Annotated in this window: 11 protein-coding genes; 3 read left to right on the forward strand and 8 right to left on the reverse strand. The window is 71.6% G+C overall.

From position 1 onward, the window contains the following. Positions 1-288 precede the first annotated feature (288 nt). Positions 289-1,029, forward strand: a complete 741-nt coding sequence (locus OG410_RS02785; protein ID WP_329297611.1) for a DUF4142 domain-containing protein — start codon at positions 289-291, stop codon at positions 1,027-1,029. Between the two features lie 75 nt (positions 1,030-1,104). Here the strand turns inward: OG410_RS02785 and OG410_RS02790 are convergent, their stop codons facing one another. From OG410_RS02790 to OG410_RS02820, 7 genes are all read right to left on the reverse strand, one after another. Then, positions 1,105-1,758, reverse strand: a complete 654-nt coding sequence (locus OG410_RS02790) for a nitroreductase family protein (protein ID WP_329297612.1) — start codon at positions 1,756-1,758, stop codon at positions 1,105-1,107. Further along, a complete protein-coding gene (locus OG410_RS02795; protein ID WP_329297613.1) occupies positions 1,755-2,597 on the reverse strand; it encodes a hypothetical protein in 843 nt (280 codons plus the stop codon). The genes OG410_RS02790 and OG410_RS02795 overlap by 4 nt, the downstream gene beginning before the upstream one ends. A gap of 152 nt (positions 2,598-2,749) precedes the next feature. Then, positions 2,750-3,730, reverse strand: coding sequence for a ScbA/BarX family gamma-butyrolactone biosynthesis protein (locus tag OG410_RS02800; RefSeq protein ID WP_329297614.1), 981 nt, complete (start codon positions 3,728-3,730; stop codon positions 2,750-2,752). 10 nt (positions 3,731-3,740) lie between these two features. After that, positions 3,741-4,685 (reverse strand): nucleoside-diphosphate kinase, encoded by a 945-nt coding sequence (locus OG410_RS02805; RefSeq protein ID WP_329297615.1) that lies wholly within the window; start codon positions 4,683-4,685, stop codon positions 3,741-3,743. Then, positions 4,682-5,938: an SDR family oxidoreductase gene (locus OG410_RS02810; RefSeq protein WP_329297616.1), complete on the reverse strand. Its 1,257-nt coding sequence runs from the start codon at positions 5,936-5,938 to the stop codon at positions 4,682-4,684. The genes OG410_RS02805 and OG410_RS02810 overlap by 4 nt, the downstream gene beginning before the upstream one ends. A gap of 52 nt (positions 5,939-5,990) precedes the next feature. Beyond that, entirely contained in the window at positions 5,991-7,643 is a 1,653-nt protein-coding gene (locus tag OG410_RS02815; RefSeq protein ID WP_329297617.1) for a hypothetical protein, read from the reverse strand. Beyond that, positions 7,640-10,417, reverse strand: a complete 2,778-nt coding sequence (locus OG410_RS02820) for a phosphoenolpyruvate synthase (protein WP_329297618.1) — start codon at positions 10,415-10,417, stop codon at positions 7,640-7,642. The genes OG410_RS02815 and OG410_RS02820 overlap by 4 nt, the downstream gene beginning before the upstream one ends. A 506-nt stretch (positions 10,418-10,923) precedes the next feature. Between OG410_RS02820 and OG410_RS02825 the strand changes: the two genes are divergently transcribed. Both OG410_RS02825 and OG410_RS02830 read left to right on the forward strand, forming a co-directional pair. Continuing rightward, positions 10,924-12,822, forward strand: coding sequence for an arabinofuranosidase catalytic domain-containing protein (locus tag OG410_RS02825; protein WP_329297619.1), 1,899 nt, complete (start codon positions 10,924-10,926; stop codon positions 12,820-12,822). A 169-nt stretch (positions 12,823-12,991) separates the two neighbouring features. After that, positions 12,992-13,849: a ribonuclease BN gene (locus tag OG410_RS02830; protein ID WP_329297620.1), complete on the forward strand. Its 858-nt coding sequence runs from the start codon at positions 12,992-12,994 to the stop codon at positions 13,847-13,849. Between the two features lie 37 nt (positions 13,850-13,886). Here the strand turns inward: OG410_RS02830 and OG410_RS02835 are convergent, their stop codons facing one another. After that, the gene (locus OG410_RS02835) at positions 13,887-14,702 is read right to left on the reverse strand and encodes a hypothetical protein (protein WP_329297621.1); all 816 of its coding nucleotides are present in this window, start codon (positions 14,700-14,702) and stop codon (positions 13,887-13,889) included. Between the last annotated feature and the right edge of the window lie 82 nt (positions 14,703-14,784).

The following is a 14,784-nucleotide window of genomic DNA, read 5'->3' on the forward strand; positions in this document are numbered from 1 at the left end:
CCGATCAATCGATTGATGGAGACGATTTCGCGGACCTCGCCGCACGCGCAGGGCGGTTCGCCCGTACGTTCCTGCCGAGGACGCCCGCCGGAGGGCCCCTGCCGACTCCCCGGCCGGCCTCTTGGACCCGGCGCCGCCGACGGCACCACACCGCACCGAACCGACACCCTGTGCACCGACTGTGACGCACAACACAGCAAAGAGGTCAGAATTTACCCAGCAAAATGATCAATGGGGCCGTGACATCCGTACCCCCTGTGAAATCTGATCGATACGTCAGGAGGCATCATGCCCGTCTCACGCAACTTGGCAGGAACGGTCTTCGTGGGCGGCGCGGTGACTCTGACTCTCGCCGCTCTGGCATACCCGACCATGCTCGGGTTCCAGACCGCGTCCAGCGCTCAGACCCGCGTCATCGCGGACACCCAGTGGGGCCCGCTCACCGAGGGCGACCGCGACTTCGTCGTCAAGGTCCGCGCGGCCGGGCTGTGGGAGTACCCCTTGGGCGAGATCGCGCTCAAGAAGGGCTCGACCGCGGCGATGCGGGAGGCCGGCAAGCACCTGATCGTGGGTCACGCCCGTCTCGACGATCTGGACCGCAAGGTCGCCGTCCAGCTGAACATCGCTCTGCCCAACCAGGCGTCTCCGCAGCAGCAGCAGTTCGTGGCGACCTCCGCGGCCCTGACCGGCAAGCAGTTCGACTCGGTGACCGCCAACATCCTGCGCGTCACGCACGGCTCCATCTTCTCGGTGATCGCCAAGGTGCGCGCCAATACCAACAACTCCCTCGTACGCGAGCTCGCGGACCTCGCCAACGACACGGTCCTCGACCACATCACCATGATGGAGAAGACCGGCACCATCGACTTCGCCCAGGTCATCGCCCAGCAGAGTGCCCCGCCCACACTCCCCAAGGACCAGCTCACGCCGCCCGCGCCGCAGCCCGGTGCCCCAATGGTCGTCCTCACCCCGCGCCCCGACCTCAACGTGAACACCAACAGCCCGACGCCCAGCCCGACGGTCGGCTGAAGCGCGGGCGGCGGCCATCGGAAGTCCGTTGAGCCCCGCGCGCAGGAACGGCCGGTCGTTCCTGCGCGCGGGGCTTCAGGCCTGCCGGGTGCCCTGCCAGCCGTCGTGGTGCAGGACCTGGTCCAGGGGCAGCCTCGGGCCCGGGCGGAACGTGTCGCGCAGAGGGTGGGCCGTGGGCAGCAGGGCACCCTGGCGGACCGTGGGCGGCAGGCCCAGCAGGTCGGCGACCTCCTGTTCACGGTCCAGGTGCACCGCCGTCCAGGCGGTGACCAGGCCCCGGCTGCGGGCGGCCAGCGCGTAGCTCCAGGCGGCCGGCAGCAACGACGCCCACAGACCGGCCTGGTTGCCCCTGGGCAACTGTCCGCCGGGCACCTCGAGACACGGGATGACCAGGACCGGTACCCGGTGCAGCCGGTCGGCCAGCGCCCGGGCGGAGATGAGGACCGAGCGTACGCCCTCGGGCAGGTCCGCCGACCGGTCGAGACGGGCGGAGTTGCGTTCGTAGAACGCGGCCCGGTACACCTCGGCGACATCCGCCCGGACACGCGGGTCGGTGACCACGATCCAGCGCCAGTTCTGCCGGTTGTTGCCGCTCGGCGCCTGGAGCGCGATGCGCAGACAGTCCTCGACCAGGGCCGGGTCCACCGCCCGGTCCAGGTCGAGGCCGTACCGCACCGACCGCGTGGTGGTCAGCAACTCCTCGCAGGAGAGAGGAAGTTCGGCGGTCATGGCAGCAGCACCGCCCGGACGGCCAGCGCGAGGTGGGTGGCCACGACGAAAGCGATCGCGGCGGGCACCGGCCATCCACCGTGGCCGGCGGCCAGGAACCGCCGGGTGCCGTGGGCGGGAAGGACGGCCGCCAGGCAGGGCAGCAGGGCGAGCGCACCGTGCGGGGCGAGCAGCACCACCTCGCAGCCGACGGCACCGGCCGCGAAGCCCGCGGTCACCGCGGCGGCGCGTCTCGGGCCGAGGGCGGTCGAGTACAGCCGGGAGCCCGGGGGCGCTTCCCAGGCGGTCTTGCGCGCGAACTCGAAGTGCAGGAAGACACAGGCGCACAGGGCGAGCAGCACGGCGCCGCGCCAGTCGGCGGTGACGGTTCCCGCGGCGACGAGGGATCCGTAGACATAGCCGCCGAGCAGCAGTTGGACCGGGTAGGTGAACGCCAGGCCGAGCAGGGGCCGTTCGCCCACGGCGGGAACAAGCCGTTCCAGCAGGGCGAGGAACAGCCCGTATCCGAGGGCCGCGAGAATCAGCAGGGCGTCGGTCGTCGAGCGGGCCGCGTTCAGACCGGTCACCACCACGGTGATCACCACCATCGCGCCGCGCAGTTCGGCCGCGGTGATCGCGCCGGTGACGAGCGGCCGGTCCGGGTGGTGGACACGGTCGTGGGCGAGGTCCTTCTGTTCGTCCAGCATCCGCAGGAACAACAGGGCCAGTACGACGCTGACGACCCGGATCGCGGTGGTGCCGGAGGGACGCCAGGCCGTGCCGGACGCGGCCGCCGCCGTGCCCTCCAGGGCGAGGACCCACAGCAGTCCGTAGGTGACGTAGATCTGCGGCCGGAACATGCGCAGCACGAAACGGCCGAGTCGAGCCGGAACATGACGGCCAGGGCGGGCGGGCAGATGCCGGCCCGGTCGGGCGGGCACGTGCGGGGCGGCGGCAGTGGGCACTGCGGGGACCTCCCGGTGGGGTGCGTCTCGGTTCGGTACGGCCGAACTCATGCGGCCTTGTGGGTGGTCGGGGCCGCCGTGGAACGAACCGGCCGGATGTCCGGGTCGGCGAGCCTGATGCTGGCCTCGGCGGCCAGGGTGCCTGGCTGGCGCAGGGTGCACTCGATGTCGGCGCCCGGCCGGGCCGGAGCGGTCCGGCACACCAGCGGCAGATCCATCTCGGCGAAACGTCGGAACCGTGCTCTCAGGGCGACCGGCAGCGGGCTGGGTGTGCGAACGGTTCCGGCGGACACACAGGCGCGCAGGGCGAGTTGGCGGAACGCCTCCAGCTCCAGCATGCCGGGCACGTGGTCCACCCAGTGGTCGTAGAGGGTCGGGTGGCCGGTCTCGGCGACCAGGTCTGCCGTGTGGGTGCCGTCGTCCGCGGTGCGCGGCGGGGAGATGACCGTGTTGGCAGGGGTGCGCCGGCCGACGAGTGCGGGCTCGACGCGTGCGCCGCGCAGGGCGACGGGCACGGCCGGAAGGCCGAGCGCACGGCGCTGTGCGGCCCTCAGACGCGTCCAGTCCTCGGGCGGCATCCAGGAGTAGTCGATGCGGGCCAGCAGTGCCTCCCGGCCGCCGATGGCCAGCGTGAAGCAGAGGCGCAGGCCCCGCACTTCGGCCCGGGTCCGGAACCGCTTCTCGATCCGGGTGACGACGACCGCCTCGGTGGGCCGGTCCTCCCGGGTGAGGGCGGCCGGGTCCGGCACCTCGAACTCGACAGCCCTGAGCAGGAACTTGTGCCCCGGACGGACGCCGAGGTAGCGGTGGGCCACCACGAAGATGCCCTGCCGGCACGCCTCGAGGAGCAGCAAGGGGTCGAGGCGGTCGGCGGGGCCGAGGGTGTCGTCGTAGAAGGCGTGACGGCGGGGGAACCGTGCGGCCAGCAGCAACTCGTTCTCGCCGTGACGTTCGGAGTCTGTCAGGAAGACCTCCGCGGCCGCGTAACGGTGGACCAGTTCCTTGGGGAGTGTCCGGGTGAACTGCATGGGCCGCTCCTCAGTTCGCGGTGGCGCGGAGGGTGTCCAGGTGAAGGCGCCAGGTGTCGGCGTCGGCTCCGTCCAGCACGGGCGTCCGGCCCGGCTGCCGCATGGGAAGCACCTTCGAGCCGACGATGACGGCGTCCCACGGGTCGAGGTCGACTCCCCGCCGCCAGGCGGTCTCCAGCAGCGTGCGCGGGGTGGCGGAGGGGTCGGCGCCCGGGTGCCGGGACACGGTGGCGCGCAGCCGGGCGACGGCGGGGTCGAAGGCGAGGTCCCGGGGCGCGGTCGCGTCGTACAACCGGCCGGTCAGTTCCCGGGCATGCCCGGTGCGGTCCTCGTCGGCGAGGGCGGAGCGGAACAGGCGGTCGCGCTCGCCGTCGTCGAAGTGGACGGCCAACTCGCGCAGGACGTCGGCGGGTTCGTCGGGGGTGTGCACGAGGTTCAGCAAGTAGCTGTAGCGGCCCAGGAGATGACGCAGCTGGCCGGGCCGGCGGGCGTCCGGGTCCGTGGGTCCCTTGAGCCGGGTGAGTTCGACCGAGGCGGGCACGTCCAGGTCGTGGCGGGGGCGGACGAGGAGCACGAGGGCGTCGGCGTCCTCCAGGAAGAGTGCGGCCAGCCGCCTGCGGTAGGGGGTGGCGAGGTTCCACTGGAAGTACCACAGGGAGCGGATCATGGTGCGGGTCAGCCGGGTGACAGCCGCGCCGACGATCCTGAAGCCCAGCCCGGCCAGCCAGTCCACGGCCGCGTCCAGCCTGCGGGCCACGACGGCGTCGGGCTTGAGGAGCAGCAGCGCGTGACGGTGGGCGAAGCCGGTGATGTCGCCGGTGAGGGCGGCGAGCTGGTCGTGGCTCTCCTGGTAGTAGGTGTCCGCGCCGTACAGGCGTTGTTTGTCGGGGTGGCAGGTCAGCAGGGGTGAAACGGGTATGCCGTACGAGGGTTCGGTGGGGTGGGCGGGTGTCATCGGTGGGTGCTCCCGTCGGGTCGGGCGGCGGCCGGCTCCTTGCGCGGGGGCGGGCCGAGGTAGCCGGTCGCGAGGCAGTGGTCGAGAAGGCGGCGCAGGTAGGCATGTGCGCCCGTCGCGGGCGGGCGGTGGCCGAAGGCCTCGGCGTGGGTGGCGTCGAAACGGACGCGGCGCCGGAAGTAGGGGGCGTACAGGGAGACGACACGGTCGTAGTAGGGGCGTTCCCGGCCGGGCAGGGCCGTGGCGGAGAACGCGGACGGGGGGACGAAGCGCGGCACGTGGAGGGACGGGTACTCGGCGAGGACGTCGGACATGTCGCGCAGGGTCAGCTCGTGGCCGACGGCGTGCAGGGTGCGGCCCTCGGCGTCCTGGAACCGGGTGGCGGCCTCCGTCACCAGGTCGGCGACCCGGTCGACCGGGACCAGGTCGAGGACGGCGTCCTGGTGGCCGGGCACGGTGCGGACCAGGCCTCTGGTCAGGACGCGGAGCACGGGGTAGATGGTCTTGAGGTCGCGGACCCGGCCGGTGCGGGAGGCTCCGGTGACGATGCTCGGGCGGACCACGGCGACGGGCAGGCCGTCCGCCGCGGCCTTGCGGACGAGGGTCTCCGCGGCCAGCTTGCTCTTCTCGTAGTCGTTGCCGGGGCGTTGGCCGAGGTCGAGTTCGTCCTCGTACGCGGTGCCGTCGCGTTCGCCGCACACGTAGGCGGTGCTGACGTGCACCAGGGGGACACCGCCCGCCAGGGCGACGCCCAGGACGTGCCGGGTGCCCTCGACGTTGACGCGCTCGTAGCGTCCCGGTGGCAGTCCGAAGTCGGTGACGGCGGCGCAGTGGACGATCCGGTCGGCGGTGACGGCGAGCCGCCGGTCGTCGCCGCTCAGCCCGAGGCCGGGGCGGGTGATGTCACCGGTCATCCGGGTGAGGGTGCCCGGACCGGCCGTGAGCCTTCTGCCGTTGTTGCGGACGAGGTCGCCGTTGCGGTGCAGCACGGCCAGCACGGTGTGACCGGCGGCGGTGAGCCGGGCGGTCACCTCGGCACCCACGAAGCCGCTGGCGCCGGTCACCAGCACCGTCATCGGGCCGGACACCGCCGGATCGGGCACCACCGGGTCGGCCGCCATCGGCTGAGACGTCATCGGATCGGAAACCGACGTATCGGTGTTCATCGGACCGGTGTTCATCGGATCGGAGTTCTTCGAATCGAATTTGATCGGACCGGAGTTGATCGGATCGGAGTTGATCGGATCGGACATCGGTGGATCCTCCGCGCGGAACGTCGGGTGGGATGCTCGGAGCCCGGCGCCGTCACCGGGCCTGATGGGGCTGGGCCCCGTTGCCGGCCAGCAGGTCGCGGGCCTCTTCGATGGGCAGCTCCGCGCCGAGGTGGGCGCCCAGGCGCAGCCAGTCGTGGCCGAGCTGCAGCGTCGCCCGCCAGGTGTGGGCGGAGTCGAACGAGAGCGGGAAGGAGTCGGCACCCACGGCACCCCGCACCAGGCCGATGAAGCGGCGCAGCTCCGCGCGGAGGGCGTCGCCGTCCTCCGCCGAGTCCACGCCCCGCACCAGCAGCTCGGCGGCGTGCACGCCGATCGGCCGGGTGGCTGCGGGAAGCAGGTCCATACGCCGTACGAGGTCGGCGTCCGCGGGCAGTGGATTGACCCCGTGGGCGCTGAACAGCGCGCGCAGCGCGGCGTGCACGGCGCGGCGCGCGGTGAGTTCGGCCACCCGGTGCTGGCCGCGTCGCAGGGCCCCGGTCAGGTCCTCGAGGGCGTTCTCGACCACGACGTTGGACCACACCAGGGCCATGGCGGCGGCGGCGAACCGGTCGGCGGGCAGGGGCATCAGGTCGACCGAGCGGGTTTCGCCGACGGCCGCGCCGCGCACGGAGAGCAGCGGCTGCGCGGTGGAGGGCGGCGGGGTCACGGGGCCGGGCGGAGCGGCGAGGGGAAGAGCGGGGGTGACGGCGCCGCCACCCTTCCAGGCGAGGCGGATCAGTCCGTAGCGCAGGAAGACGGCCAACAGCGCTCCGGGATCGGTGACACCGGTACCGGCGGCCCCGGCCAGCACTTGGGGCAGCGGCCTGCCGAGGACGAGGGAGCGCCAGACGGCTCCGGCGTCGGCGCCGAGGGCGAACACGTCGCGCCGGCCGCGGACGACGTGGATCCGTTCGCCGGTCTGCCAGGTGGTCACCCGGGCCACGCGTTCGACGGTGAGCCGCTCGGGCCGCCGGGGGACCTTGGTGAGTCCGAGGTTCTCGGCGAAGTCGAGGCAGTCGGTCAGCTGGGCCTGGGCGGCATCGGAGTCGCCGGGCCGGACCGCAGCCGATTCGAGCTCCCAGTAGCGGTCGCGTATGTCCGTCCGTCCCGCCCGGTCCAGTTGCATGGACAGCCACTTGGGTTCGAGATAGGTCTCGCCCAGTCCGGCCGCCCAGGACTTGACGCTCTGCACGAGCGCGGCGCGCGTCCAGTCGACCGCCTCTTCGCTCTCGCCGAGGCACTGGAGTGCCATCGCGTGCCGCAGGGACTGCCGGGCCCGGTGCGCCCACCAGTCGGCGGCGATCCGGCGGAAGCGCTCCACGGGCAGCAGCGCCTTCACTTCCTCGATGAGGCTGTGCCCGCGCAGCGGATGGCTGTGCAGCACCCGCTGGCAGCGGTTGAGGAGATCCTCGGAGAGCCGGCCAGGCCTTCCCGCTCCTTGCTCCAGCGCCGTGAACTCGTCGGCGAGCCGGCGCACCGACCGGGTGCGGATCTCCACCCGCCTGCCGTCCACGAACAGCAGCGACGGCATGGTCGGCAGATCGTCGTCCGTGCGGCTCACGAGCAGGAAGTCGATGTCGGAGGAGGGGTTGCCGAACCCTTCCGCTATGGAGCCCTCCAGGGTCACGGCCCACTCGGTGTCAGAGGGGAGTTCGGCGAGCGACTTGTCGAGCAGGTCCTGCAGCCGTTCCTCGGTGAGGATCACCTGTGTGTCTCCGTTCGGGGGCTGTCCGCGGCGGCCGGGCTGTCGTGCGGCGGGTCGGCGAGTACGGTGACCGTGCCCGCCGCGCCGTCGACCCGCAGCCGGGTGCCGGAGCGGATCTCGGTGGTGGCGCCCTTGACCTGGACGACGGTCGGAATGCCCAGCTCCCTTGCCACGACGGCCACATGGGTCAGAGGGCTGCCCCGTTCGATGACGATGGCCGCGGCCGAGGAGAGCGCGGTCACCCATCCGGGGTCGGTGCGGTAGGCGAGCAGGATGCCGCCGCCGATGTCGCGTGGGGTGTCGGTGACCACGGCGGGCCCCTCGACAACGCCGGGGCAGCAGGGGACTCCGGTCAGTTCGCGGGCGCCGCTGGGGGCGGCGGGGCCGCTGCTCCAGCCGGCCCGTTCGAGGTTGCCCGACCAGTACGGCGCGCCGTGGGTGGTGAAGCGGGACGGTGCGTGCAGTTCGGCGTCGGCGGCCTGTTGCCGGCGGCGCAGCACGACCAGGTCCCGCAGTTCGGTGTGGGCGATCGTGCCTTCGTAGGCGCCCCGGATCTCCTCCAGGCGCAGCAGGAAGACGTCGTCCCAGGCGTCGATGGCACCGGCTCGTGCCAGATCGCGGCCCAGGGCGCGCAGCATGCGCTTGGCCGCTCCGAAGGCGCGGGTGCGGCAGAACCTGAGCCGTTCCCGGTCGGCGAGAGCGGCGCGGGCCTTGCCGCGCACCCGTTCGTACACCAGGCGCCGCGGACGGCTCAGATGCTCGTCGAGGTACGTGTCGGCCTCGCCACCGCGGTCCGGTGTGCCGCCGCCGTCGGCGTCGCCGTCGCCGGAATCCGGCAGGACTTCGCGCAGCAGTGTGAAGACTCCCGCCGGGTTCTCGCTCAGGTCGGGGACCTCCAGCTTGAGTTCGTCGGGACTGCGGTAGCCGTAGTCTGCGATGTACGCGTCGACGGCCCGCAGGAAGCCGGTGTGACCGGCGTCGGCCAGCGCCTGTCGGGCCTCGGAGTCAGGGGTGCGTTCCAGCAGCGCCAGGATGTCGGCGTCGGCACGCGCCTGGGCGGCCAGCTCGCGCAGGGCCCAGACCGGTTCCGCGGACTCGACCGTGTCGCCCGGGGCCGCCGCGGCCCAGATGAACCATTCGGGCGAGGCCGGCAGCCATCTGCGGGTCAGCAGGGCCAGGAGTCCCACGGAGAGCAGGATCGTGGCGTCGAGGGTCTGCATCGGGCCCCATTTTTCGATGAGTTCCCGCTGGAGCCGCCGGAATCGGCGGTAGGTCTCGTCTCCCGGCAGTGCGTCGTAGTCGACATTGTTGAATACCGTGTACGAGCGATAGAAATCTCGATGAAACGTGTCGACGGACTTTCGGATGGTGAGAAATCTTCCGGCAAAGATGACCGTACGTGTCAGACGTGAGGCATGGCCGCGCAGCCCGGGCCGGGGCGTGAACGGGTGGAGCGTGTCCGCGAGTTCATCGGGAATACTCTCGGCGACGCCCAGGGATTTCTCCAGGACGCGCCGGTTGAGCGGGTACAACGGGGCGAGACGCACCATGCGGTACCAGTGGAACAGGTTGTAGTAGACCCGTCCGTGGACATAGCCGAGGAGGTACGGGGTCCACTCCCGCACCTCGCGCAGCCGCTCCCCGCGGACTCCCAGGGCTCGGGCGTAGCTGTCGTATACCTTCGCGTAGGTGTCGGCGGCGAAGCTGAAGGTGAGCGGGGACACGACACCGCTGAAGCTCTCGATGATGTTGGAGTTGTCCCACAGCCGCAGGTCCTGCCCGGGCTCGGGTGCGGGGCCCGTGGCCGGGGCGAGGGTCGTGACGGGCCGGCTCTGCAGGATCCACAGGGCGTCCTCGTCGATGGCCCACTCGATGTCCTGGGGGGCGCCGTACCGGGCGGTGACGCGGGCCCCGGCCGCGTGCAGCCGGGCCAGTCGGGCGTCCGTCAGCACCGGTCGGGCGCGGTCCTCGTGGGCGACGGGCGACACCTGACAGCCGGGTCCGGATCCGGCGTCGTAGCGCTCCTGTTTGTCGCCGAGCACCCTGGTCAGCGGCTCGCCGGTGGCGGCGTCCAGGACGACGGTGTCGGCGTCGACGGCGCCCGACACCAGCCCCTCCCCCAGTCCGTGGACGGCGCTGACGACATGCCGGTCGGTGCGCCCGCTCGCCGGGTCGGCGGTGAACAGCACACCGCTGACTTCGGCGGCCACCATGCGCTGCACGATGACGGCGACGCCTCCGGTGTCGATCGCCAGCCCGTGGCGCGCGCGGTAGCGCAGGGAGCGTTCGCTGAAGGCCGAGGCCCAGCAGCGGCGGACATGGGCGACGACCTCGTCGAGGCCGCGGACGTTGAGGAAGCTGTCGAACTGGCCGGCGAACGAGTGGCGTGCGCCGTCCTCCTGCGCACCGGACGACCGGATCGCGACGGCGCCCCCGCCGGCCAGGCCGTAGGCCAGTCCGATGGCGTCGGTGAGGCGGTCGTCGAGCGGAGCGGCCTCGATCAGGCCGGCGATCTCGGCGGCGATCCGGCCCGCTTTCGGCTCCCAGTCGTCGGCGAGCAGCCGCTTCAGGTGCCCGTCGAGGCCGCTGCCGCGGCTGAATTCAGCGAATACGTCCAGGCCGATGACCGACCATCGCGGTACTTGAAATCCGGACGCGGTCAGGGTGTGCAGGTTCTTCCCTTTACCACCGGCCCATTCGGTGACAAGGGATTCGTCGCTGGACTGTGTGAGAACGTGCGGGGACCGGTGTTCGGATCCCGTGGTGGGCGACAATGCGTTTCCCCTCCGAGGCTGTTGCTCGACCTCGCTCGAATGTTGCACAGCAGGGCCGGTCGAAAAAACTCAGGCGGGCCGCCGTAGGCGCTTTTCGGTCGTCGTACCTCCTTCACCTTCCGGTGGCGCGCCGCTGTTCAGGGCGAATGCCGGGGACGCGAAGAGAAACGGGATGATCCGGCCGAAGTGGGTCGGCCCGACGCCGGTCACGGGCCGGCCCGCGGTGGCGGTACGCGGCAGTAACACCGCGTACGTCCCCGTCGTCTCGCCCGTCCTGACGGAGTGAGGGCGCCGGGCCGGAGCAGACCGCCACGCAGACCGTCGGTCGCTGTCGGGCTCCACAAAGCCACACGTTCGGACACCGACAAAGGTCTACCAGAAAGGAAAGCAACAAATATTGACGCAATCGACCAGCGCTTGTAACTTCCGTCTCAGTCGCCAGGCAGCCCTGAACTCGGCTGTCCCGAGGGCGAGTTGTAGCTCCACCCTCCACTCCGGGAGCACACATGCGCAGAAGAAGATCTGCCTCCTCGCGTCTCTTCCCCTCACCCACGGCCGGACCCTTACCCTTACCCGGGCTGCGCCGCGCCCTTCTGTCCGTCGCCGCAGTCCTCGGCCTTCTGGTGACCGTCCTGGTCGGCATGCCCGGCATCGCTCAGGCCGCGGGTTCCCAGCCCTGCGACATCTACGCCGCCGCGGGCACCCCGTGCGTCGCCGCCCACAGCTCGACACGCGCGCTGTTCTCGGCGTACAACGGCCCGCTCTACCAAGTCACCCGCGTCTCCGACGGCGCGAGCGCCGACATCGGGCTGCTGGCGGCCGGCGGCTACGCGAACGCCGCCCAGCAGGACGGCTTCTGCGCGAACACCACGTGCAGCATCTCGAAGGTGTACGACCAGACGTCCCGCCACAACGACCTGTTCCCCGGCCCCGCGGGCACGGCCGGAATGGGTGCCGACCGGGGTGCGGACGCCGCTGAACTGTCCGTCACGGCGGGCGGCCACAAGGTGTACGGGATCTGGATCTCCCCCGGAGTCGGCTACCGCTCGCACGGCGCCGCGTCCGGCACCGCGGTCAACGGCCAGCCGGAGGGCGCCTACATGGTCGCCAGCGGCACCCACGTCGGCTCCGCCTGCTGCTTCGACTACGGCAACGCCGAGGCCACCCCCGCCGACACCGGCAACGGGCACATGGACGCCGTGTCCATCGCCACCACCTGCTACTTCGCTCCCTGCAGCGGGTCCGGCCCCTGGGTCGAGGCCGACCTGGAGAACGGCATGTTCCAGGGCGACAACGGCTCCAACACCGCGAACAAGGGGAACAACAGCACGTACGTGACGGCGGTCCTCAAGAACAACGGCCAGACCACCTACGCGTTGAAGGGCGGCAACTCGCAGTCAGGAGGCCTGACCACCTGGTGGGACGGGGCGCTGCCCACGCGGGGCGGCTACCGGCCGATGCAGCAGGAGGGCGGCATCATCCTGGGCACGGGCGGCGACAACAGCAACTGGAACATGGGAACGTTCTTCGAGGGCGTCATGGTCGCGGGCTACCCGACCGACGCGGCCGAGAACGCCGTCCAGGCGAACATCGTCTCCGTGGGCTACTCGGGCCAGACCAACGTCCCGAACGGTCCGCAGAGCACCATCAGCGGCCCTGGCAGCCAGTGCGTCGACGTCGCCGCGGACGACACCGGGGTGAACGGCGCCGCCGTACAGCTGTGGAACTGCCAGTCGTACGCCGAGGACCAGTACTGGACGCACAACGCCAACGGATCGCTCGGCACCATCGGCCGCTGCCTGGACATCGTCGGCAACGGCACCGCCAACGGCACCCAGGTCGAGCTGTGGGACTGCAACGGGGTCGGGGGCCAGAAGTGGGTGCAGCGCGCCGACGGCTCGCTGTTCAACCCGCAGTCGGGCCGCTGCCTGGACTCCCCCGACGGCGCCACGGCCAACGGCACCCGCCTGCGCATCTGGGACTGCAACGGCTCCGCAGCGCAGCGGTTCGCGGTCAACGCGGGCGCGCCCGTCACCGGCCCCGGCGGCACCTGTGCCGATGTGGCCGGTGACGACAACGGCTCCAACGCGACCGCCGTTCAGCTCTGGAGCTGCCAGTCGTACGCGGTCGACCAGCACTGGTTCCACAGCTCGGACGGCCGGCTGCACACGCTGGGCCGCTGCCTGGACATCATCGGCAACGGCACCGCCAACGGCACCCAGGCCGAACTGTGGGACTGCAACGCGGCCGGCGGCCAGATCTGGCAGCAGCAGGCCGACGGCTCGCTGCTCAACCCGCAGTCGGGCCGCTGCCTGGACTCCCCCGACGGCGCCACGGCCAACGGCACCCGCCTGCGCATCTGGGACTGCAACGGCTCCGCCGCACAGAAGTTCGCACTGAGCTGACCCCGTCTCACCACCCTTCGGCCCGGCCGGACTCGACGTCCGGCCGGGCCCAGCCGTCGCGGATCACGGACGGCCCGCCCGTAACCGTTCCCCGGATCCGGCGGGAACGGACCCCGCATCGGCAAGCCGTCCTTGACGCTGTCGGCGCCGTCTGTGGTAATCGATCTGCATGCCGAAAAACGCCCCACCGGACGCCGACGACCACGACCGGCCCACCGCGCGGGTACGGCTGTCCACGGCGCTGCGCGACTCCCCGGCCGGCCGGGGATGGCGGCACGGCAAGGACATCGAACTGGGGCAGAGGTCGCTGGGCTTCGCGGCCCTCGGTTTCCTCACGCTGGTGCCCCTCCTGGTCGTCGTCTCCGCCGCCGATCCGGCGCACGGGCGGGGCTTCGCACAGTGGCTGGGGGACGGCCTCGGGGTGTCCAGGGCCGCCAGGGACGAGGTCGCGCGGCTGTTCGCCGGGCCCGCGCAGGTGCGGCAGACCACGACGGCCTTCGGTCTCGCCGCGCTCGCCGTCTTCGGCCTGAGCTTCGGCGCGGCGGTGCAGACCGGCTACGAGAAGATCTGGGACCTGCCCGCGGCCCGCTGGTACGCCAGATGGCGCCAGGTCCTCTGGCTCGCCGTGCTCATCGGCACCATCTACGTGACCGCGACGACCACGTTGTGGCGCCACTCGGCCGCCGGAACGGTGACCGCGGCACTGAGCGCCGTCCTGTTCTTCTGGTGGTCGCAGTGGATGCTGCTCGGCGGCAGGATCGCCGGGAAGGCACTCCTGCCCGGCGCCGTACTGACGGCACTCGGCCTGTTCGGTCTACGGATGTTCTCGCGTCTGGTCTTCTCGCCCCTGATCGCCTCCAGCACCGTCAACTACGGTCCTTTCGGCACCGTCCTGGTCGTCCAGTCCTGGCTGGTCGGTGTCGGCGTCGTCGTCTTCGGCGGCGCGCTGGTGGGGCGGCTGGCGCACGAGGAGATCATCACCGCGGTGGAGACCCTTCTGCGCCGGGCGCAGCATCGTAGGGGGTGAGTCCGGGCGGCCTTCCTCGGACTCCGGCTCCGCCCGGTCAGACGGGCTCGCCGAGCGGGCCGGTGGCCTCCTTGCCCGGCGGGGATGCCGGGGACGGCTCCCGGTCCCAGCGCAGGGCGAGGACCGTGGCCGGGACCGCGATCAGGGCCCAGAGGACCACGGCCATGACCACAGCCGTCCAGGTGTCCCAGAAATGACCGGCGGAGAAACCCGCGACCAGTGGCACGGCGATCACGCCCACGGGCGTCGCTTTTCGGAACGGTACGCGGGGATCGGCGGGGCGGCCGGTGGCGAGGCAGCGGGCCCGCCGGGCGCTGCCGAACGCGGCGATGAAGGCCAGGGCCGCCGGCCAGACGGCGATCAGGGCGGCTCCAGTGAGCACGGTGGGGTCCTCGTCCGGCAGTCCCGCGAGCCTCTCGCTCACCCCGCCCTGGCTGACGGAGACCGCGTCGTTCCGCCACGTGGTGACGTCCACCCGCTCCCCCGGCTGGACGAGTTCGGAGAGGTCACCGTGCGCGTCGAGGTCGATGGACCGATCGGCGGGGGCGGGAACCGGCGGCCGCAGCCGTACGCGGAAGGCCTTCGTCCTGCCGCTCTTGACCGTCCGGGCGGAGAGGACCGTGCCCCGGATCGTGCGCAGGCAGCCGGCGCCGTCGTCCCGTGCCGGAGCTTCACCGGCGCACGGCCGGGCGTCGCGGAAGGCCGTCTCCGTGGCGACCTTTCCGGGGACGTACAGGCTCGGCACCACGGCCACCGCCGACAGGGACAGTCCGAGCAGCGCCCATGCCACCGCCTGCCACCACTCCTTTCGGATCCGCGCCGAGATCCACCGGTCCGTCGTCCGCACAGCCACTCCCGTGCCTCCTTCGTTCCGGAGCATTAGGTCACACCTTGCCGATCGGCCGACATGGCAGGTCCCGGAAGCGTGGAGCCCC

Origin of the sequence: Streptomyces sp. NBC_00659 (assembly GCF_036226925.1) — a bacterium.
Classification (GTDB): Bacteria; Actinomycetota; Actinomycetes; order Streptomycetales; family Streptomycetaceae; genus Streptomyces.

Coding starts and splice junctions, on each gene's coding strand:
- OG410_RS02785 (WP_329297611.1), top strand. CDS start 289: ATGCCCGTCTCACGCAACTTGGCAGGAACGGTCTTCGTGGGCGGCGCG.
- OG410_RS02810 (WP_329297616.1), bottom strand. CDS start 5,938: ATGTCCGATCCGATCAACTCCGATCCGATCAACTCCGGTCCGATCAAA.
- OG410_RS02790 (WP_329297612.1), bottom strand. CDS start 1,758: ATGACCGCCGAACTTCCTCTCTCCTGCGAGGAGTTGCTGACCACCACG.
- OG410_RS02795 (WP_329297613.1), bottom strand. CDS start 2,597: ATGTTCCGGCCGCAGATCTACGTCACCTACGGACTGCTGTGGGTCCTC.
- OG410_RS02800 (WP_329297614.1), bottom strand. CDS start 3,730: ATGCAGTTCACCCGGACACTCCCCAAGGAACTGGTCCACCGTTACGCG.
- OG410_RS02825 (WP_329297619.1), top strand. CDS start 10,924: ATGCGCAGAAGAAGATCTGCCTCCTCGCGTCTCTTCCCCTCACCCACG.
- OG410_RS02830 (WP_329297620.1), top strand. CDS start 12,992: ATGCCGAAAAACGCCCCACCGGACGCCGACGACCACGACCGGCCCACC.
- OG410_RS02805 (WP_329297615.1), bottom strand. CDS start 4,685: ATGACACCCGCCCACCCCACCGAACCCTCGTACGGCATACCCGTTTCA.